The organism is Candidatus Marifrigoribacter sp. Uisw_064 (assembly GCF_047730175.1).
Classification (GTDB): Bacteria; Bacteroidota; Bacteroidia; order Flavobacteriales; family Flavobacteriaceae; genus Marifrigoribacter.
The window spans coordinates 689,342-708,625 of record NZ_CP159833.1 but is presented as its reverse complement, the minus strand read 5'-3'; the positions used below and the strand labels follow the sequence as shown (position 1 = coordinate 708,625).

18 protein-coding genes are annotated in these 19,284 nt (G+C 30.1%); 16 read left to right on the top strand and 2 right to left on the bottom strand.

The window, feature by feature from the left end:
* The first annotated feature begins 8 nt into the window (after nucleotides 1-8).
* The 4 genes from ABXT64_RS03175 to ABXT64_RS03160 are packed head-to-tail and all read left to right on the top strand — an operon-like array spanning nucleotide 9 to nucleotide 3,763.
* Nucleotides 9-1,112, top strand: a complete 1,104-nt coding sequence (locus tag ABXT64_RS03175) for an acyloxyacyl hydrolase (protein ID WP_443633939.1) — start codon at nucleotides 9-11, stop codon at nucleotides 1,110-1,112.
* A 3-nt stretch (nucleotides 1,113-1,115) separates the two neighbouring features.
* The gene (locus ABXT64_RS03170; protein WP_443633938.1) at nucleotides 1,116-1,868 is read left to right on the top strand and encodes a head GIN domain-containing protein; all 753 of its coding nucleotides are present in this window, start codon (nucleotides 1,116-1,118) and stop codon (nucleotides 1,866-1,868) included.
* Between the two features lie 25 nt (nucleotides 1,869-1,893).
* The gene (locus tag ABXT64_RS03165; protein ID WP_443633937.1) at nucleotides 1,894-3,003 is read left to right on the top strand and encodes an acyloxyacyl hydrolase; all 1,110 of its coding nucleotides are present in this window, start codon (nucleotides 1,894-1,896) and stop codon (nucleotides 3,001-3,003) included.
* A gap of 10 nt (nucleotides 3,004-3,013) precedes the next feature.
* A complete protein-coding gene (locus ABXT64_RS03160) occupies nucleotides 3,014-3,763 on the top strand; it encodes a head GIN domain-containing protein (protein ID WP_443633936.1) in 750 nt (249 codons plus the stop codon).
* Here ABXT64_RS03160 and gldA read toward each other — a convergent pair.
* Nucleotides 3,750-4,655: a gliding motility-associated ABC transporter ATP-binding subunit GldA gene (gene gldA / locus ABXT64_RS03155; RefSeq protein WP_443633935.1), complete on the bottom strand. Its 906-nt coding sequence runs from the start codon at nucleotides 4,653-4,655 to the stop codon at nucleotides 3,750-3,752. The genes ABXT64_RS03160 and gldA overlap by 14 nt on opposite strands.
* A 238-nt stretch (nucleotides 4,656-4,893) precedes the next feature.
* On the opposite strand from gldA, the gene ABXT64_RS03150 reads away from it, so the two are divergent.
* From ABXT64_RS03150 to rlmN, 12 genes are all read left to right on the top strand, one after another.
* Nucleotides 4,894-5,838 carry a prephenate dehydratase gene (locus ABXT64_RS03150; RefSeq protein WP_443633934.1) on the top strand — a complete coding sequence of 315 codons (945 nt, stop codon included), beginning with the start codon at nucleotides 4,894-4,896 and terminating at the stop codon, nucleotides 5,836-5,838.
* Between the two features lie 4 nt (nucleotides 5,839-5,842).
* On the top strand, nucleotides 5,843-6,928 hold the full coding sequence (locus ABXT64_RS03145) for a chorismate mutase (protein ID WP_443633933.1): 1,086 nt from the start codon (nucleotides 5,843-5,845) through the stop codon (nucleotides 6,926-6,928).
* 17 nt (nucleotides 6,929-6,945) lie between these two features.
* Nucleotides 6,946-7,896: a ribosome small subunit-dependent GTPase A gene (rsgA, locus tag ABXT64_RS03140; RefSeq protein WP_443633932.1), complete on the top strand. Its 951-nt coding sequence runs from the start codon at nucleotides 6,946-6,948 to the stop codon at nucleotides 7,894-7,896.
* A gap of 52 nt (nucleotides 7,897-7,948) precedes the next feature.
* Entirely contained in the window at nucleotides 7,949-8,401 is a 453-nt protein-coding gene (gene dtd, locus ABXT64_RS03135; RefSeq protein ID WP_443633931.1) for a D-aminoacyl-tRNA deacylase, read from the top strand.
* A 58-nt stretch (nucleotides 8,402-8,459) separates the two neighbouring features.
* On the top strand, nucleotides 8,460-10,358 hold the full coding sequence (locus tag ABXT64_RS03130; RefSeq protein ID WP_443633930.1) for a DUF3857 domain-containing protein: 1,899 nt from the start codon (nucleotides 8,460-8,462) through the stop codon (nucleotides 10,356-10,358).
* A 22-nt stretch (nucleotides 10,359-10,380) separates the two neighbouring features.
* Complete coding sequence (locus tag ABXT64_RS03125; protein ID WP_443633929.1) at nucleotides 10,381-12,390, top strand: DUF3857 domain-containing protein; 2,010 nt, start codon at nucleotides 10,381-10,383, stop codon at nucleotides 12,388-12,390.
* 2 nt (nucleotides 12,391-12,392) lie between these two features.
* Nucleotides 12,393-12,719, top strand: a complete 327-nt coding sequence (locus ABXT64_RS03120; RefSeq protein WP_443633928.1) for a nucleotide pyrophosphohydrolase — start codon at nucleotides 12,393-12,395, stop codon at nucleotides 12,717-12,719.
* 1 nt (nucleotide 12,720) lies between these two features.
* Nucleotides 12,721-12,963 carry a hypothetical protein gene (locus ABXT64_RS03115; protein ID WP_443633927.1) on the top strand — a complete coding sequence of 81 codons (243 nt, stop codon included), beginning with the start codon at nucleotides 12,721-12,723 and terminating at the stop codon, nucleotides 12,961-12,963.
* Nucleotides 12,963-14,201 (top strand): 3-phosphoshikimate 1-carboxyvinyltransferase, encoded by a 1,239-nt coding sequence (locus tag ABXT64_RS03110; protein ID WP_443633926.1) that lies wholly within the window; start codon nucleotides 12,963-12,965, stop codon nucleotides 14,199-14,201. The genes ABXT64_RS03115 and ABXT64_RS03110 overlap by 1 nt, the downstream gene beginning before the upstream one ends.
* Nucleotides 14,202-14,282: 81 nt before the next feature.
* Nucleotides 14,283-15,332: a tRNA preQ1(34) S-adenosylmethionine ribosyltransferase-isomerase QueA gene (queA, locus tag ABXT64_RS03105; RefSeq protein ID WP_443634908.1), complete on the top strand. Its 1,050-nt coding sequence runs from the start codon at nucleotides 14,283-14,285 to the stop codon at nucleotides 15,330-15,332.
* 118 nt (nucleotides 15,333-15,450) lie between these two features.
* On the top strand, nucleotides 15,451-17,106 hold the full coding sequence (locus ABXT64_RS03100; RefSeq protein ID WP_443633925.1) for a T9SS type A sorting domain-containing protein: 1,656 nt from the start codon (nucleotides 15,451-15,453) through the stop codon (nucleotides 17,104-17,106).
* An 89-nt stretch (nucleotides 17,107-17,195) separates the two neighbouring features.
* Entirely contained in the window at nucleotides 17,196-18,236 is a 1,041-nt protein-coding gene (gene rlmN / locus ABXT64_RS03095; protein ID WP_443633924.1) for a 23S rRNA (adenine(2503)-C(2))-methyltransferase RlmN, read from the top strand.
* Between the two features lie 53 nt (nucleotides 18,237-18,289).
* On the opposite strand, the gene ABXT64_RS03090 is transcribed toward rlmN, so the two are convergent.
* Complete coding sequence (locus ABXT64_RS03090; RefSeq protein ID WP_443633923.1) at nucleotides 18,290-19,192, bottom strand: choice-of-anchor J domain-containing protein; 903 nt, start codon at nucleotides 19,190-19,192, stop codon at nucleotides 18,290-18,292.
* Between the last annotated feature and the right edge of the window lie 92 nt (nucleotides 19,193-19,284).

Sequence of the window (19,284 nt, the reverse complement as noted above, 5' to 3'; positions counted from 1 at the left end):
AGAAAAAAATGCAGAAAACAATACTCTTAATTCTTACTGTTTTCATCTCTACAGTTCTTTATTCACAAAGTGAAGAAAATGAAGATTTTACAATAGACGCTAATTATTTTTACGGTTCTATATTGCGACATAATAAAGATATCTCACATTTAATTACTGAGCATCCTCAAGGGTTTATTTTTAGTTATAATAATAAATCTTTTGGTAGTAAAAGATGGCAACGCTCCTATAATTATCCAGATTGGGGAGTTTCATTTCTATACCATAACTCTAATAATGAAACATTAGGTAATAATTTTGGAATGTATGCTCATCTTAATTTTTATTTTTTAAAAAGGAATTTACTCTTTAGAGTCAGTGAAGGTTTGGTGTATAATACGAATCCTTTTGATATAGAAACTAATTTTAAGAATAATGCCTATGGGAGTCATTTATTATTAGGAACTACATTTTTAATAAATTATTCTAAAGAAAATATTGTTAAAAATATTGGACTTCAAGCGGGACTAACATTTTTACATTTTTCAAATGCCAATGTAAAAGCGCCTAATACGAGCACGAATACTCTGGCATTTAATATTGGACTTAAGTATACAATTCAAAACGAGGAACAATCAAAAGAATATAAAGTTGATTCGACAGACACAAAATATACAGAGCCTATACAATATAATATTGTATTGCGTGGAGGCGTGAACGAAAGTGATTATTTAAATTTAGGGCAACATCCCTTTTTTATTGTCTCTGCCTTCGCCGATAAAAGAGTAAGTTATAAAAGCAGTTTGCAGTTAGGAATGGATGTGTTTTTTTCAAAATTCTTAGAAAAAGAAATCGAATATTTATCAGTAGCTTTTCCAAATTTTAATATCAAAGGGGATGAAGATTATAAACGTGTAGGAGTTTTTATTGGTCATGATTTACATTTCGGAAAATTTGCGATTAATACTCAAATAGGGTATTATGTATATTACCCTTATGATTTTGAAGGTAGAGTTTATCAGCGTGTAGGAGTGAACTATAATGTATATAAAAATTTATTTTCATCAATTGGATTAAAATCACATGGCGCAAAAGCTGAAGCAGTAGAAATTGGAATAGGAATACGATTATAAAACATGATGAAAAAATTAATTTATATATTATTTATTTGTTTATTTTCTTGCAATACTGATAGTGCATCAGACTGTTTTCAAACGGAAGGGAATATCATTCAGGAAGAATTTATTCTGGATGTTTTCACAAAAATAAGAATAGAAGATGACGTTACACTTATTTTGAAACAAGCAACAGAACAAAAAATAATTATTGAAACTGCTGAGAATTTATTGAATGATGTGGCTGTTTTTATTGAAAATGAAACATTGGTAATTCAGGACAATAACGGCTGTAATTTTATTAGAGATTATGGGGTAACTAAAGCAATTATTAGTGTTCCTAATCTAACTGAAATTAGAAACAGTTCTTCAGAAAAAGTAATTGGAGAAGGAGTTTTGCAATTTCCAGAATTAAAATTAGTGAGTAATTCTACCGGCAATGTTGAAGACACCAATAAGAGCGGTGATTTTATTTTACATTTAGAATGTGATAATTTAATTGTAAACGCAAATGGACAAAGTGTGTTTTATATCAACGGAACTACAAACAAAGCTAGAATTAACTTTGGGGATGAATGGCCTCGATTTGAAGGTGAATACTTTATAATTAATGATTTAACTATTTTTCAAAGGAGTGCTACAACCATGAAAGTAAATCCCTTAGAAAAAATAACAGGTGAAATTAGAGGAACAGGAAATGTAATTTCTGTACATCGTCCATTAATAGTAGAAGTAGAAGAATATTTTACTGGTTCCTTACTATTTCAAGATTAGTTACTTTTACGTTTTAAACATTAAAATGAAGAATTCCTTTTTTCTACTTTTTACGGTACTGATAAGTTTTACACTGCTTTCTCAAGAAAAAACACAAAAGCCTTATTCTATTGGAGTTGATTATTTTTATGGAAACATATATGAACATAATTTTGATATAGGTCATTTAATTACGGGTCATCCAGAAGGAGTTATGCTTTCTTATAATCGGAAGACCTATGGATTAACAGAAGCAGAACAACGGTATGGTTTTCCAGATTGGGGCTTTACTTTTTTATATCAAAATATGAAAAACCCTGTTTTAGGGGATAATTATAGTTTGTATGGCCATTATACCTGGTATTTTTTAAAAAGAAATCTACAGCTAACTGTAGGTACAGGAATTGGTTATAATACCAACCCTTATGATATAAACACCAATTTTAAAAACAATGCGTACGGGACTTCATTAATGAGTACTAGTTTATTGAAGTTTGGATTTGTTCGGGAAAATATATGGAATGGAATTGGGCTTAATGCTGGCCTTTCATTTATCCATTACTCTAATGGAAATTTTAAAGCACCGAATACAAGTACAAATACGTATTCAGCAAATATTGGATTAAGTTATTTATTGGATCATGAAAATTTTCCAGACTATATTCCCTTAGCTGAAGACAATGAAAATACTTACAATGAACCTATTTCTTATAATTTTGTTTTGAGAGGTGGGATTAATCAAAGTGATTTAATTGGTCAAGACCAAAGGTCATTTTTTGTGGTTTCTGCTTTTGCAAATAAGCGAATAAGCTTTAAAAGTAGTTTGCAAGCTGGCGTGGATTTCTTCTTTTCAAATTTTATAAAAGAATATGTCAAATATAGATCTGTTGCTTTTCCTGAAGACGGATTAACTGGAGATGAAGACTATAAAAGAGTAGGAGTTTTTTTAGGACATGAATTGCGATTTAATAAAACAGCTTTTCTAAGTCAGGTAGGATATTATGTGTATTGGCCCAATGAATTTGAAAATAGAGTGTATAATAGAATGGGTCTTAAGCGGTATTTTTTCGACAATAATTATTTCGCAACGGTTTCAGTAAAATCTCATTGGGCAAAAGCTGAAGCTATCGAATTTGCAGTTGGAATTAGAATTTAAAATATAGCATATGAATAACTATTTTTTTATAGTGGTTAGTTTTTTATTTTTTGGATGTAATTCTGAAAATGGATTAGATTGCTTTCAAAAAACAGGAACTATTATTCAGACCGAAGTTGAAGTAGATGTTTTTACTCGAATTATAGTTTGGCCAGGAGTCCAACTTTTTATTCAGCAAGGAGCGGTTCAACAGATTATCATTGAAACAGGCGAAAATCTATTAAATGATATTGAAGTTTCTGTAAATGGAACTCAATTATCTCTAAAAAATAATAATGAATGTAATTATGTTCGTGAGTATGACGATACCAAAATCTATGTTACTTCGCCTAACATTACAGAAATTAGAAATAGTTCGAGTCTTGAAATTAAAAGTATCGGTGTTTTAAATTATCAAAACCTAAATTTATTTTCTGAAAATTTCGGAAATGAAGATATATATCATATCGATGGTGACTTTGATTTAGCCTTAGATGTAGATGAACTAATAGTTACATCCAATGGTTTTTCAAGTTTTCTTTTAAGAGGAAATGCAAATAAAGCTACTTTTGGATTGTATGCAAGTAATACAAGAATTGATGCGGGAGAATTAATAACTCGAGATATTCAAATATTTCACAGAAGTTCTAATGTAATGATTGTCAATCCTCAAGAGTCTATTAGAGGAGGAATAGTAAGTATTGGTAATGTTATTTCAAGAAATATTCCACCAATTGTTGAGGTAGAAGAATTATACGAAGGACGTCTTATTTTTGAGTAGTTAATTCAGCAAATAATTTTTCTAAACTTGTATTCTTTTTGTTTAACTGAAGTATTTTTAAGCCATTATCGTGCGCAAAATCAAATACGATAGATCGCATGTCATTTTCCGTGTTAAACTTTAATTGGTAAACATATCCACCTATATTTTCAACGGAAGATATTTTAGGGATTTGTTTCAATGCTTGCTCTTCAACTCGATAATCAAACTCAACTTCTATAAGTTGCTCTTTTTCTTTTGAAAGGTCTTTAATTTTTTTGTCTAAAACAATTTCTCCTTTATTTATAATAATGACACGATCACAGATAGCCTCAACTTCTTGCATAATATGAGTTGATAATAGCACCGTTTTCTGTGCTGAAGTAGCAACTGTTTTAATTAATTCTCTTATTTCAATTAGTTGATTTGGGTCTAATCCTGTAGTAGGTTCGTCTAAAATTAACACCTCAGGATCATGTAATAATGCATTTGCTAGTCCCACACGCTGTCTATATCCTTTGGAAAGGTGCTCAATTTTTTTATTAGCTTCAGGTAAAAGACCAGTTTTTTCAATTACTTTTTCAACTTCAGAAGTAGGAATTTTATAAATACTAGCATTAAAAGATAAATACTCTCTAACATACATATCTAAATACAAAGGGTTGTGTTCTGGTAAATACCCAACACTCTTTTGTACATTTTTACGGTCTTCAGAAACTGAAAATTTATTCACTTTAGCCTCACCTTCAGTGGCTTGTAGGTATGTAGTTAATATTTTCATCATTGTTGATTTACCAGCTCCATTTGGGCCTAGAAAACCAACAATTTCTCCCTTATTGATTGAAAAAGTAACATTATTAAGTGCTTTTTGAGCACCGTAAAGTTTACTAATATTTGATACAGAAATAGACATAAAAATATTTAAAACAAATTTACATAAATAAAAAACGAAAAAAACAGGCTTATATTTAATATTTATTTATTTTAGCCTTAACAAAACAAGCAATGAACACAATAGCTACATTTTTTAACTTCTGGTTTTTTTATTTTCGAATAGAAACGAGATCGTGATGTAGTTAATTAACATATTAATTATTTGAAAGTCTCGGTTTTATTCCCGGGACTTTTTTTTTAGCTAAAATTTAAAAGACATGAGTTTAAAAATTGCAATTCAAGGTATCGAAAGTTCTTTTCATGATATGGCAGTACAAAAACTATTTCCAAATGAAAATGTCCAATTAGTTGAATGTACTTCATTTGAAAAAGTAACAGAATCATTAACTAATTTTGATGCAGATTATGGTGTATTAGCAATTGAAAATACCATTGCTGGATCTATTTTGCCTAATTATAATTTAATTGATTCATGTAATTTTGAAATCATTGATGAAGTATTTCTTAATATCCAAATGTATATCATGGCGCTTGCTTCAGAAACCATCCATGATATTAAAGAAATTTATTCGCATCCTGTAGCATTACTTCAGTGTAAAGATTATTTAAGAAAATTCCCGCCAGAGTTTAAAATTATTGAAGGAAAGGATACCGCTTCAGAAGCAAAAAAGATAAAGGACAATAATTTAAAAGGGGTAGCTGCAATTGCTGGTAAACAAGTTGCTGAAAAGTATGGTCTTAAGATTTTAGATAGTAAAATTCAGAATCATAAAGAAAATCAAACAAGATTTGTATTAATAGGCAAACGTAAAACTATCGATTCTAGTTATGTTGATAAAGCAACTTTAAAATTCGACTTAGATCATAGAGTGGGGAGTTTAGCTAATATTTTACTGTTGTTTAATAGGTTTGATATAAATTTGACAAAAATTCAGTCATTACCTGTCATAGGAAAACCATGGCAATATGCGTTTTTTATAGATGTGTTGTTTGAAGATTATAACAATTTTGAACAAGCAATCAATGAGCTTAAACTAAATGGGACCGATATAAAAACAGTAGGTGTTTATAAGCATAATATAGAGAATGCACCAAGTCAACTTAACACATTAGTATTAAATGAAACGAGCATGTTAAAAAGTGTATCACCTAACGAAGTAACTAATGGCGAACAGCATGTGACCATTAAAAATATAATATAGACACATGAAAAATAATAAACACCTTAAAACATGGTTGGACAATATGAGTTTGTCTCACCCATTGGTTATTGCAGGACCGTGCAGTGCTGAAACAGAAGAACAAGTGTTAAATATAGCGCATCAGTTAAAAGATACAGATGCTACGGTATTAAGAGCTGGACTATGGAAGCCAAGAACACGTCCTGGAAATTTTGAAGGGGTAGGCTCAAAGGGTTTAAAATGGCTTCAAAGAGCTAAAGATGAAACAGGTTTAATGTTAGCAACCGAAGTTGCCAATGCAAAACATGTTGAAGAAGCTTTACAACACGATATTGATATTTTATGGATTGGAGCACGTTCTACTGTTTCTCCTTTTATTGTTCAAGAAATTGCAGAAGCATTAAAAGGAACAGACAAGATTGTGTTAGTTAAAAACCCTGTCAGTCCAGATTTAGCATTGTGGTTGGGAGCTATTGAGCGATTACATAAAGAGAATGTTAATAATTTAGGGGTGATTCATCGTGGGTTTTCATCGTATGAAAAAACAATATATCGTAATAACCCAGAATGGCAAATACCTATTGATCTTCAGAATAGATTTCCAGATTTACCCATGATATTAGATCCTTCTCATATTGCAGGAAGAAGAGATTTAATATTTGATATCTGTCAAACGGCTCTAGATTTAAATTACAATGGTTTTATTATTGAAACACATCACGATCCAGACAATGCTTGGAGTGATGCAAAGCAACAAATAACGCCAGAAGTTTTAAGGCAAATGACTATTGACTTAAGATTACGTAAGAAAGTTGGAGAGGATGCAGCCTATAAAAATAAGATTGCAAAATTAAGAATGAAGATAGAAGATATTGATAATAAGTTGATCAATTCTTTTGGAAAACGTATGCAAATTGCTGACAAAATTGGATTATTAAAGAAAGAAAATAACGTCGCAATTCTTCAATCAAAACGATGGAATGAAATATTAGATAGAATGATAATTGAAGGAGAAACAAATCATTTAAGTGAGGAATTTATTTTAAAAATGTACCAAGCCATTCATCAAGAATCAATTAATCATCAAAAAAGAGTTATTAATGAAAAATAGTTTTGCACTTTTGTAGTATGAATGGCATTGTTTATAAATCTACAGGGAGTTGGTATACGGTAAAATCCGATGCCCAAGAATTCTATAACTGTCGCTTAAAAGGAAAATTTAGGATAAAAGGAATAAAAAGCACCAATCCAGTTTCTGTTGGAGATAATGTAAGTTTTGATGTTGAAACTATTGGAGATGATACGATTGGTATTATTACTCATATTGCAGAAAGAGAAAATTATATCATTCGAAAATCTGTCAACCTTTCAAAACAGACACATATAATAGCTTCCAATATCGATATTGCTTTTTTGTTGGTTACTTTAAATAATCCACCAACATTTACTTCTTTTATTGATCGTTTTTTGGTTTCTGCTGAAGCTTATAAAATTAAAGCAGTGTTACTTTTTAATAAAATTGACACGTATAATGAAGAGGAACTAGGTGAAATAAAATATTTAGCTAGAATTTACAGAAATATAGGGTATGAATGTGTTGGAATTTCAGCCAAGACAGAGAAAAATATCGACACAGTAAAAGAAATGATGAAGGGCAACGTTAGTGTGTTTTCAGGACATAGTGGTGTAGGTAAATCTACCTTAGTAAATACATTAGAGCCTCAATTAAATATTAAAACAAAAGAAATATCTGAACAACATCTACAAGGGCAACACACCACTACTTTTGCTGAAATGTTTGATTTGTCTTTTGGAGCACAAATAATCGATACACCTGGGATCAAAGGATTTGGGATGGTAGAGATTGAGAAAGATGAGCTAAGTGGTTATTTTCCAGAATTTTTTGAATTAAAAGAACATTGTAAATTTAATAATTGCTTGCATGTTGAAGAACCAAAATGTGCTGTAAAAGATGCTTTAGAAGAAGGAAGTATTCCTTGGTCTCGGTATAAAAGTTACCTTCAAATTTTAGAAGGAGAAGAGGAGCATTATAGAAAAGATAATTTTAATAACGAATAAGGATTTAGCAATAGCCTAATTAATGAGATTCCTGCCTACGGAGGAAAAAAATATGAGAGTTGTTATACAAAGAGTGAAAAGTGCTTCAGTTGAAATTGAAGAAAAAATAGTTTCAGAAATAAACAATGGCTTGTTAGTTTTATTAGGTATTGAAGCTGAAGATTCACAAGAAGATATTGATTGGTTGACTAGAAAAATCGCTAATCTTAGAATTTTCAGTGATGAGAATGGTGCAATGAATAGGAGTATTATTGAAGCAAAAGGAGATGTTATTGTTGTGAGTCAATTTACACTTCATGCTTCCACAAAAAAAGGAAATAGACCTTCATTTATTAAAGCTGCGCGACCCGAAATTGCTATTCCTTTATACGAATCTTTTGTAATTCAGCTAGAAAAAGGAATTGGAAAAAAAGTACAAACTGGAGTTTTTGGCGCTATGATGGATATATCATTAGTAAACGATGGACCAGTTACTATTTGTATAGATTCTAAAAATAAAGAGTAATTTATTTTTTTTATTGCTATAAGAGATTAATTTTGTTTCTCCCCTTTTAATATCAGCTATGCGTATAAAAATTTTATTTTTATTATTAGGGTTTCTTACACAAACATACTCTCAAACTACATATACCTTAGCGGATGTTCCAGCAGATTTATTAAAAGGAACAAATAGTGTGTTGCTTGATGAAAAAATAGAGATTGATGTTACTCAACTTGGCAAACAAGTTATAAGTAAATATCAAGTTCAATTGGTATTGAATAAAAAGGGGAAAAATAATGTTAGAACACATGAATTTTATGATAAAGACACTAAAATTGATAAAATTGAAATATATGTTTATGATGTATTTGGTAACGAAATAGATCATTTTAAAAAACGTAATTTCAAAGATGTAAGTGCTGTAAGTAATGGATCGATTTATACTGATGATAGAGTGTTGTATTTAAATTATATTCCTACAACGTATCCTTATATTGTTATTTTTAAATCTATTGTTAAAAATAATACCACTGCGTTTATTTCAGATTGGAACCCTGTTAAAGGATTTTCAAGGAGTACTTGGAAAAGTTCTTATCGCATTAAATTTGACCCAACGAATAAACCAAAATTATTCACAAAAAATTTAGAGGGTTATACTATTTCAATATCTGAAAACCCGAATGAATTCATTTGCGAAGTAAGCAATATTAAATCAATAAAATACGAAGAATATAGTCCACACAAATCAAAAATATTGCCATCTATATCTTTTGCACTTCATCGATTTTCATTAAAAGGAGTACAAGGGTATGCTGAGAATTGGCAAGAGTTTGGTTCTTGGATGCAATCTAATTTAATGCATGATGTTAGTGACTTACCTGAATCTACCATTCTGGAAATTAAAAATTTGGTTCATAATGAAACTAATAATATAAAAAAAGCAAGAATAGTTTATAATTACCTACAAGAAAAGGTGCGTTATATAAGTGTTCAGATAGATATAGGTGGCTGGAAACCAATGTTAGCTTCAGATGTGGACAAATTAAGTTATGGGGATTGTAAAGCACTTACAAATTATACAAAAGCAATATTAGATGTTCTTGAAATTCCTTCATATTATACTGTATTATTTGCTGGTGATAACGAAATTGATATCACAAAAGAATTTACCGGAATGCAAGGGAACCATGCAATTTTAGGAATTCAAGATGATGATGAAATTGTTTGGTTAGAATGTACTAGTCAAGATACACCTTTTGGATATTTAGGTAATTTTACTGATGATAGGGACGTATTAATATTCACAAAAGAAGGTGGAAAGGTAGTGCACACCAAAGTGTATGATTATACTGGTAACACTCAAGATACACAAGCCACATTAAATATAAATAGGAATGGGTATGTTACTTCTAATTATGTTAGGACTTATAAGGGATTACAGTACGATAGGAAGTATGTCTTAGAGAGAAAAAGCAATGAAGATCTTAAAAAACATTATTTAGATAAATGGGGATATATCAATGGCTATGTTTTAAAAAATATTGAAATAAATGACAATAAAGAGGATATTATTTTTACTGAAAAATTAGAAATGGATATCCCTAATTATTGCTCTACTATAGGGGAAGATTTATTATTTTGTCCTAATGTTTTTAATCAAATTCAAAATGTTCCTCCTAGAATAAATAATCGAAAACAAAAACTATATATTTCATCCGGTTTTATTGATAATGATTCTATAGTAATTAAGTTGCCAAATAATTATATGGTAGATGTATTGCCAGAAAATATATCAATAGAAAATAAATTTGGAAGTTATACTATTAGGTTCAAAAACATAGATGATACTACATTTGAGTACTATCGTCAATTCATATTAAAAAAGGGAGATTTTCCTCCAGAAGAATATATGAATTATAGGAGTTTTAGAAAAAAAGTAACAAAATTAGATAGAACAAAAATAATTTTAAAGAAAAAATAACCATCAAATACTCATTGAAATCATGAATAAGTATATTTTAATTCTAGCAGTATGTTTTGCACAATTTTCAGTAGCTCAAAATTTTAAATTTGGAAAAGTATCTATTGAAGAATTACAACAACAAGAGAGTCTTACAGACCCATCTGCTAATGCAGCAATACTTTACAGAGAATATAAAACAAGATATGAATATGTCGAAAATGGAGGGTTTTATTTAGTTACTGAAGTTTTTGAAAGAGTAAAAATTTATAAAAAAGAAGGATTCGATTGGGCAAATAAAGAAATTAGATTATACCAAGGGAGTGGATCAAATAAAGAAGAATTGACTTCTTTGAAAGGCTATACATATTTTTCAGAAGGAGCAAAAATTAAAGAAATAAAGTTAAAAAAGGATGGAATTTTTGATGAAAAACTAAATAAGTATTATAAATCGAAAAAATTTACAATGCCTAATTTAAAAGAAGGTTGTGTGATTGAATATAAATACACTTTAAAATCTCCATTTATTGGTAATATCGATGATTATAGATTTCAAGAAAGAATTCCAGTTAATGCTGTTAGTATGACCTTCGATGTTCCTGAATATTTAAATTATAAAACACATACAAAAGGATGGATTCCAATTGATATTAAAAGAGATGCAAGAGATAGAAAAATGCAATTTCGATATACATCGGCCCCTTCTGGAGATCAGATTACTTATAAAACGGAAACATCTGAAGTTACTTTTAGAGAAAATATATATAAAGTTAACTTAACGAATGTACCTGCATTAAAAGAAGAAGTGTATGCAGGAAATATAGAAAACTATATGTCTTCTTTAAAGTTTGAATTAGCTTATACTAAGTTTCCTAATTCTGTTGGTGAAAACTATACAACTTCTTGGGAAGCTGTTTCAGAATCCATTTATGACTCTGAATCTTTTGGCTCAGAACTTGAAAAATCGAATTATTTTTCAAAAGACATTGATAACCTAATAAGTGGTGTTAGTGATACTAATGAAAAAATTAAACTAATTTTTGACTATGTAAAAAATAAAATGAATTGGAATTCATTTTATGGTTTTTATACAGATAAGGGGGTTAAAACTGCATATAAAAATGAGGTTGGTGGAATGGCAGAAATTAATTTAATGCTAACAGCTATGTTGCGTTATGCAAGAATTAATGCTAACCCAATATTAGTGAGTACAAAAGGGAATGGAATCTCTGTTTTTCCAACTCGATTCGGTTTTAATGCAGTAATTTCTGGGGTCGAATTAAATAACAAAGTACTATTATTAGATGCAACTAATAATAATAATGAGATCGATATATTAGATGCAAAGTTAATGAATTGGCAAGGCCGTATTATTAGAAAAGATGGAAGCTCTGCTTGGGTTTCATTAATACCAAGTAACGCTGCAAATATTAGTGCCATGTTAAAAAGTACGATCGATTCAGATTTTAATGTAAGCGGTTCACTTCAATCAAGGTATACAGGTCATTTTTCAAAAGAAATGAGATCTGATTATACCTCTTTAAATGAGAGTGATATACAAAAAAAATTAGAAAATAATAAAGGAGAAACAGAATTAACAAACATTGAATTTGGAAATCTAAAAACGCTTTATAAACCAATAACTCTAAAGTATAATTTTGAAACTTCAGACCTTGTTGAAGAAATTGGCGAGAAACTTTATATAACCCCTTTGTTGTTTTTGGCTAGAAAAGAATCTATTTTTACATCAGAAACAAGAAATTATCCAGTAGATTTCGAATTTTCTAGAAAGATTAGAAATATAATAACTATAGAAATTCCTGAAGGCTATGAAGTAGAATCAATGCCGGAAAACACGAATTTTGGTTTTGGTCAAAATTTAGGTAGTTTTAGATTTCAAATATCTAATACAGGAAATAAAATTCAATTATCTACAGAGCTTTCAATAAATAATCCAATGATTGATTCTTCAGAATATGAAAATTTAAAAGGATTTTATCAATTATTTATTGAAAAAGAAAATGAAAAAGTAGTTCTTAAAAAAACAGAATAATCATGAGTTTAGAAGGCGCACAGCTCGAAGTGGATAATTGGATTAAAGAACATGGAGTTCGATACTTTAACGAGCTAACGAACATGGCTCAACTAACTGAAGAAGTAGGTGAAGTGGCACGTATTATTGCAAGAAGATATGGTGAACAAAGTGAAAAAGAAAGCGATAAAGGTAAAGATTTAGGTGAAGAATTAGCAGATGTCCTGTTTGTTGTGTTATGTTTGGCAAACCAAACTGGAGTCAATCTGCAAGAAGCTTTTGACAAAAAACTTAAATTAAAGTCTGAACGCGATCATGATAGACACCATTCAAATAAAAAATTAAAATAATATGTTCTCTAAAGTAATTTCATTGCAAGGGTTTTGGAAGTCTGTTTTTTCATTAGGCATTGCTTTTATTGTGCTTTTTGTTGTTGTTAAATGGGCTATCGAAGGTTTTAAAATGGAATATTTTACTGCAATTCAAAATCCAGTCAATACTTTTTTAGGCCTTTTGCTGTGTGGTTTTATTTATGGATTTTTAGTTACTTTTGGAAAGTTTAGGGCTAAATTAAAAAAAGACGAGGTACAATAATGAATGCTTATCTATCATATAATTCAAAATTAAAAGGGAATATTAATTCAATAATTGATATTTCAGGTTCTAAAAGTGAGTCAAATCGGCTATTAATACTGCAACAACTATATCCTAACCTTCAAATTGATAATGTGTCAAATTGTAATGATACTATAGTTATACAAAACGCTCTAGAGTCTAAGGAACAAGTTATTGATATAAATCATGCAGGTACTGCGATGCGATTTTTAACCGCTTATTTTTCAACAAGACAAGGTTCGGAAATTACCCTAACAGGTAGTGAAAGAATGAAACAACGTCCTATAAAAATATTAGTGGATGCATTAAAGCAATTAGGTGCAGATATAGAATATTTAGAAAATGAAGGGTTTCCACCTTTGTTAATTAAAGGTAAAGAATTAGTAAAGAATGAAGTAGAGTTAGATGCAAATATCAGTAGTCAATATATTTCTGCATTAATATTGATAGCTCCTTCTTTACCAAATGGTTTAACAATAAAGCTTAAAGGAATAATCACATCTAAGCCTTACCTTATGATGTCGATTGACTTGTTAAAAGAGTTAGGGGTTAATTGTACTTTTTTCTATAAAATAATTAAAATTTTACCGGCTAGTAAAATAAAAGCCAAAAAAATAATCATTGAGTCAGATTGGAGTTCGGCCTCCTATTACTATAGTTTGGTCGCATTGTCTAATTTTAAAACGATTACCCTGAAATGTTTTCAGAAAAACAGTTTACAGGCGGATTCAATTTTGCCAACTATTTATAAGTTATTAGGAGTTGAAACTACATTTAACACTTCGAATAATGAAATAACTATTTCAAAAGTAAAAACGAACTATTTTGAAAATATAAATATAGATTTATCAGATGCACCTGATATTGCTCAGACTATTGCTGTTACATGTTTTGGATTGAAAATACCTTGTAAATTAAGAGGATTATCTACGTTAAAAATAAAAGAAACGGATCGTTTAAAGGCACTTGAAACTGAGCTTGAAAAATTGGGAGCAGAAGTAATCATTACAAATGATAGTTTTAAATTGTATCCAGCTAAAAATATAATTCCAGATGTAGTAATTGATACCTACGAAGATCATAGAATGGCAATGGCATTTGCTCCTCTTGCCATGTTAACAAACATTGCAATTGTTTCTCCAAAAGTAGTAAACAAATCATATCCAAATTTTTGGAAAGACCTTGAAAGCACAGGTGTTTTAATCGATTATAAATAATAAACTGTTATTTACTTGACAACCCCTATCTCGAGGTTGTATATTTGCCAATTTTAAACTATAATATATCGTACTATGGGAATGAAACTCTCCAAATTTAATTTTGAACTTCCAGAAGAATTGTTAGCTGAATATCCAGCACCAAATCGTGATGAAGCTCGTTTAATGGTTTTAAATAGAAAAGAAGGAACCATTGAGCATAAAATGTTCAAGGATTTTATCGATTATTTAGATGAAGATGATGTACTTGTATTAAATAATACAAAAGTATTTCCAGCACGTTTATATGGTAATAAAGAAAAAACAGGAGCTCGTATCGAAGTTTTTTTGCTGCGTGAATTAAATACTGAAACTAGACTTTGGGATGTATTAGTGGATCCTGCTAGAAAAATAAGAATTGGAAATAAGCTATATTTTGGAGAAGATGAATCTTTAGTAGCAGAAGTTATAGATAACACAACCTCTAGAGGAAGAACACTTCGGTTTTTATTTGATGGACCTTACGATGAATTTCGTCAAAAATTAACAGATTTAGGGCAAACACCACTTCCAAAATATATTAAAAGAGATGTAGAGCCTGAAGATGCAGAAAGATACCAAACTATTTATGCTAAAAATGAAGGTGCAGTTGCAGCTCCAACAGCAGGTTTACACTTTTCTAAACATTTATTAAAACGTCTTGAAATAAAAGGAGTAAATTTTGCTGAAGTAACACTTCACGTTGGTTTAGGAACTTTTAGCTCGGTTGAAGTTGAAGACCTTTCTAAACATAAAATGGATTCAGAAGAAATTAATATTGATGAAATAACAGCAAAAATTATTAATACGGGTATTTCTAATAAAAAACGAATTTGTGCTGTAGGAACTACATCTATGAGAGCTTTAGAGAGCTCAGTTTCTTCAAGCGGTACATTAAATGATTACTCAGGTTGGACTAATAAGTTTCTTTTCCCTCCACATGAATTTAGTATAGCTAATATGATGATTACCAATTTTCATACACCAAAATCTACATTATTAATGATGGTTTCTGCCTTTGCAGGATATGAATTTATTAAAGAAGCTTATGCTGAAGCAATAAAGGAAAAGTATCGTTTTTATACCTATGGAGACGCAATGTTAATTATATAATGAAATTTAAAAAATCCTGATACTTAATCAGGATTTTTTTTTATAACGATTTGATTTTCAAATATCAATATAATAAAGTAAATTAGTGGACTTAAACTAATCTAAAGCTAATTTTAAAGTGAAAAAAAAGGTACTTTTCATTTTGTTTTTTTGTTTTCTTTTTAACTCTTTTTCACAAGAGGAAGAGAAGTTATTGCCCATAAGTTGGGGTATAGATTTAAATCGAACGGTTAGTTTAATTGAATTGCCTCCAATTGATCTAGAAGGAATAGCAATTGAAGATAGTATTAATGATTTAGATAAAAGCATGCCTTGGCGCTATGGTTTAGAACGTCCTTTAATATTAAATTTAAATGAAGAGGGTGTTTGGACAGAATTAGCCGATGGTAGTAAACTATGGCAAATAGCTATAAAATCTCCAGAAGCATTAAATCTAAGTGTAAATTTTAATGATTTTCATCTTCCAGAAGGCGCTCGATTACATTTATATAGTGAAGATAGAACAGATTTGTCAAAAACATATACTAAGGATAATAACAGAATAAACAATAAATTAGGTTCTTGGTTTATAACAGGAGATGTTATTTTGGTCGAATACTATGAGCCAAAAGAGATTTCAGGAACAGTCCAACTAGAAATAGGGGGTATTATTCATGGTTATAGAATGGGGAATGTAAACCGTTATGTTGAAAACATAAGGGGTTTAAATGATTCAGGAGATTGTAACTTTGATGTAAATTGTTCTGTAGGTGATGATTTTGAACCTAAAAAAGACATCCTTAAAAAAGCAGTTGCTTTATTAAATTTAGGGAATGGATATCTATGTTCCGCTTCATTATTAAACAATACAAGTTCCGATAAAACACCCTATTTGCTTACTGCAAATCATTGTTTAGAATATAGTGACCCAAGTTTTTGGGTAATACGTTTTAATTGGATGAGCCCAAATCCAATTTGTTCCGGAGAAGAAGAAAGTTTAGATATCGAATCAAATTTCACTATGAGTGGAGCTGATCTTAGAGCAAGTAATCCATTAAGTGATTTCGCATTAGTCGAGATGTTTAATAGTATACCAAACGCCTGGGATGTTACTTTTGCTGGTTGGGACCATTCTGGCACCCTACCTGAGTTTGAAGTCGGAATACATCATCCTAACGGAGACATAATGAAAATATGTAGAGATGATTCTGGAGCAGTTAAAGAAAACGCAAATGGAACCGAGGTTTGGTTAGTTGGCGGAGTTTCTGTAGGTCAAGGAGATGGATGGGAACTTGGAACCACTGAAAGTGGATCTTCTGGATCACCACTATTTAATGAAGAAGGGAGTATTATAGGTCAACTATATGCAGGACTTTCAAATTGTACTGGTTTTCAAAACAATAATGATTACGATATATATGGAAGATTTGGAGTTTCTTGGAATTCAGGAACTTCTTCAGATACAAGATTGATTGATTGGTTAGATCCAATAAACTCAGGAGAAATGTCAATTGGAAGTATGCAAAACTCATTAAGTATTCCAGATCTTGAATTAACAGGTCAATTAGATATTTATCCGAATCCTGCAAGCACTACAATTACCATAATGAATACAAGATATCCTCATTTAACATATGAGATATTTAATATATTAGGCCAAGAGGTAATCAAAGGAGATTTATATAACACATATAATGTTATAAACGTAGAAGAATTACCTATTGGAATTTATCTTTTACATTTAATCGATTCTGGTAGTAATGCTGACATTACAAAGAAAATAGTAATAGAATAATAGTATTTTTATAAAATATATTTAAAAAGCTTCTTAGTTATTAAGAGGCTTTTGCTTTTTCTGCTTTTTTAATGATATTTTTGCAGTCTATGAGTTCAGAAAAAAAAGACATAAGAGCCTTATCAAAAGAAGAATTAAGAGATTTCTTTGAAAGTATAGGGGACAAGCCTTTTCGGGGCAATCAAGTATATGAATGGCTTTGGAATAAAGGCGCCCATGTTTTTGATGATATGACCAATATTTCAATAGAAACTCGAAATCATCTAAAAAACAATTTCGAAATAAATCACATTGAAGTTGATAGTATTCAGAAAAGTAATGATGGAACCATTAAAAATGGTGTGAAATTACACGATGGACTCATTGTAGAATCGGTACTAATTCCAACAAAAAAAAGAACAACAGCCTGTGTTTCCTCTCAAGTGGGATGTAGTTTAGATTGTAAATTCTGTGCAACAGCACGGTTAAAAAGAATGCGCAACCTTAATCCTGATGAAATTTTTGATCAGGTAATGGCAATTGATAAGGAAAGTAAGTTATACTATAAAAGACCTTTATCTAATATTGTTTTTATGGGCATGGGAGAGCCTCTTATGAACTATAAGAACGTATTAGCTGCGATAGATAAAATTACTTCGGAAGAAGGCTTAGGTATGTCTTCCAAGAGAATTACACTTTCTACTTCTGGAGTTCCTAAAATGATAAAGAAATTAGCCGATGATGGAGTAAAATTTAATTTAGCTGTTTCATTACATTCTGCTATTCAGGAAACAAGAGAACAAATTATGCCTTTCGCAAAGAGCTTTACTTTAAGCGATTTACAAGAGTCTTTAGAGTATTGGTATGCTATAACAAAAAGAAAAATCACCTACGAATATATTGTTTGGAATGATATTAATGACAAACAAGAAGATGTAGATGCTTTGGTACAATTTTGTAAGTACGTTCCATGTAAAGTAAATTTAATAGAATACAATCCTATAGATGATGGAATGTTTCAGTATGCAGATAATGAAGCTATTGAAAATTATATTTATTATCTAGAAAAGAATCGCATTCCAGTTACTGTTAGAAGAAGTAGAGGAAAAGATATAGATGCAGCTTGTGGCCAATTAGCAAATAAGCAATAAAAAAAAGAGCGACAATTGTCGCTCTTTTTGTTTTATAAAAAAATTAAGATTTCTTAATTCTTAACAAATTTCACAGTTTTTGTAGCTCCATCAATTGATACAGTCGCGATATAAACACCAGATTGTAATGCAGATACGTTAATTGTTTCAGTTGTGTTAGCTAATTTTTGAGAAATTACTTCCTGACCTAATACGTTAAATAAACGTACGTTATTCATTGGAAGATTAGCTCTTAAATTTAATACACTGTTTACATCAACAAAATATGCAAACCCTTCAAATTGATTGTCTTCAACACTTAAACTAGCAGCTTCAACTAAATAATCATCAGTTTGGAAGATAAATGAATCTGCAGCTACATAATGAATTGCGATATATACTTCTTGTCCATCATACGCTGAGATATCATAAGAGAATTCAGTAAACACATCTATTGGAGCAAACTCTATTGCGCCACTTAAGTTAATCGTAAAATCAGAAGGATCGTTTCCTGTGTTAGATAATAAAACTTCAAATTGTTCAAGACCATATTGATCAGTTACAGATTTACCCCAAAAGCTAAAGTTTGATCCAGATGCGCCTGCTAAATCAATAGCTGGAGACATAAAATAATCATCGTTTAAAAGAGCAGTTGATGCAACAAAGTTTAATAATTTATCTCCTGTTCTTGCAGCCCAGTTTGGATTTTGATCTGCATTTTCAGTTTGTGTTCCATTAGGATCTGGAATAGCCATAGATGGGTTAAATACAATCCCTGTTCCAATATAAGCTTCATTTAAGAAATCATAATCTGCAGAACCATACGTTGGCGAAAAGTCATTATCAAGTTGAGTCCAATCTCCAATATTATCTATTTCAAAATCTGGATACGTTTCAAAACTATCTTCCCAGATAGTAACTTGTGAATTCATAGCAAGAGCAACAAATAATGCTGCTAATAAAGTAATTTTTTTCATTTTATTTTTTTTAAAATTAATAGTTACAAAAATACTTAAAGAATATTAAAATCACTACTGAAATTAGTATAAAATCGTCTTATTTAACTATT

What these genes read in the sequence shown, in the direction of transcription:
- ABXT64_RS03175 (WP_443633939.1), top strand. Translation starts at nt 9, where the DNA reads ATGCAGAAAACAATACTCTTAATTCTTACTGTTTTCATCTCTACAGTT.
- ABXT64_RS03170 (WP_443633938.1), top strand. Translation starts at nt 1,116, where the DNA reads ATGATGAAAAAATTAATTTATATATTATTTATTTGTTTATTTTCTTGC.
- ABXT64_RS03165 (WP_443633937.1), top strand. Translation starts at nt 1,894, where the DNA reads ATGAAGAATTCCTTTTTTCTACTTTTTACGGTACTGATAAGTTTTACA.
- ABXT64_RS03160 (WP_443633936.1), top strand. Translation starts at nt 3,014, where the DNA reads ATGAATAACTATTTTTTTATAGTGGTTAGTTTTTTATTTTTTGGATGT.
- gldA (WP_443633935.1), bottom strand. Translation starts at nt 4,655, where the DNA reads ATGTCTATTTCTGTATCAAATATTAGTAAACTTTACGGTGCTCAAAAA.
- ABXT64_RS03150 (WP_443633934.1), top strand. Translation starts at nt 4,894, where the DNA reads ATGAGTTTAAAAATTGCAATTCAAGGTATCGAAAGTTCTTTTCATGAT.
- ABXT64_RS03145 (WP_443633933.1), top strand. Translation starts at nt 5,843, where the DNA reads ATGAAAAATAATAAACACCTTAAAACATGGTTGGACAATATGAGTTTG.
- rsgA (WP_443633932.1), top strand. Translation starts at nt 6,946, where the DNA reads ATGAATGGCATTGTTTATAAATCTACAGGGAGTTGGTATACGGTAAAA.
- dtd (WP_443633931.1), top strand. Translation starts at nt 7,949, where the DNA reads ATGAGAGTTGTTATACAAAGAGTGAAAAGTGCTTCAGTTGAAATTGAA.
- ABXT64_RS03130 (WP_443633930.1), top strand. Translation starts at nt 8,460, where the DNA reads ATGCGTATAAAAATTTTATTTTTATTATTAGGGTTTCTTACACAAACA.
- ABXT64_RS03125 (WP_443633929.1), top strand. Translation starts at nt 10,381, where the DNA reads ATGAATAAGTATATTTTAATTCTAGCAGTATGTTTTGCACAATTTTCA.
- ABXT64_RS03120 (WP_443633928.1), top strand. Translation starts at nt 12,393, where the DNA reads ATGAGTTTAGAAGGCGCACAGCTCGAAGTGGATAATTGGATTAAAGAA.
- ABXT64_RS03115 (WP_443633927.1), top strand. Translation starts at nt 12,721, where the DNA reads ATGTTCTCTAAAGTAATTTCATTGCAAGGGTTTTGGAAGTCTGTTTTT.
- ABXT64_RS03110 (WP_443633926.1), top strand. Translation starts at nt 12,963, where the DNA reads ATGAATGCTTATCTATCATATAATTCAAAATTAAAAGGGAATATTAAT.
- queA (WP_443634908.1), top strand. Translation starts at nt 14,283, where the DNA reads ATGAAACTCTCCAAATTTAATTTTGAACTTCCAGAAGAATTGTTAGCT.
- rlmN (WP_443633924.1), top strand. Translation starts at nt 17,196, where the DNA reads ATGAGTTCAGAAAAAAAAGACATAAGAGCCTTATCAAAAGAAGAATTA.
- ABXT64_RS03090 (WP_443633923.1), bottom strand. Translation starts at nt 19,192, where the DNA reads ATGAAAAAAATTACTTTATTAGCAGCATTATTTGTTGCTCTTGCTATG.